This window comes from Staphylococcus simulans (assembly GCF_002902285.1).
GTDB lineage: Bacteria > Bacillota > Bacilli > Staphylococcales > Staphylococcaceae > Staphylococcus > Staphylococcus simulans.
The window spans coordinates 1-328 of sequence record NZ_PPRU01000099.1; the positions used below are offsets into that span (position 1 = coordinate 1).

The 328-nt window shown below is 24.4% G+C and carries 1 protein-coding gene; it reads right to left on the bottom strand.

The features are described from left to right. On the bottom strand, positions 1–328 hold a 328-nt coding region (locus CD112_RS13495; RefSeq protein WP_308446731.1), incomplete at both ends, for a M56 family metallopeptidase.

Sequence of the window (328 nt, forward strand, 5' to 3'; positions counted from 1 at the left end):
CTTTTGAGTAATGATTTTTTACCATTAAATGAATGGCTTAATATATTTTTGTTGAAAAATGAGGTTTTTAATACGGAATCCATAATAGCTTCCGCATAAGACTTAAATTCATTTTTGTTAATATTATTAAGGACAAATCTATCGGCTTCTACTTCATTGTCATGAATCATCTTTCTTTTTACAATTTGTATTAGTGGATTATAACTCATAGCAATAGAAAAAATATGAAAGATAATTAAATGCAAAGTATCTCTGTTTTTAGCATGAGCATACTCGTGCAATATTATATATTTTAGTTTTTTGTCATTTATACTTTTAAAATATAAAC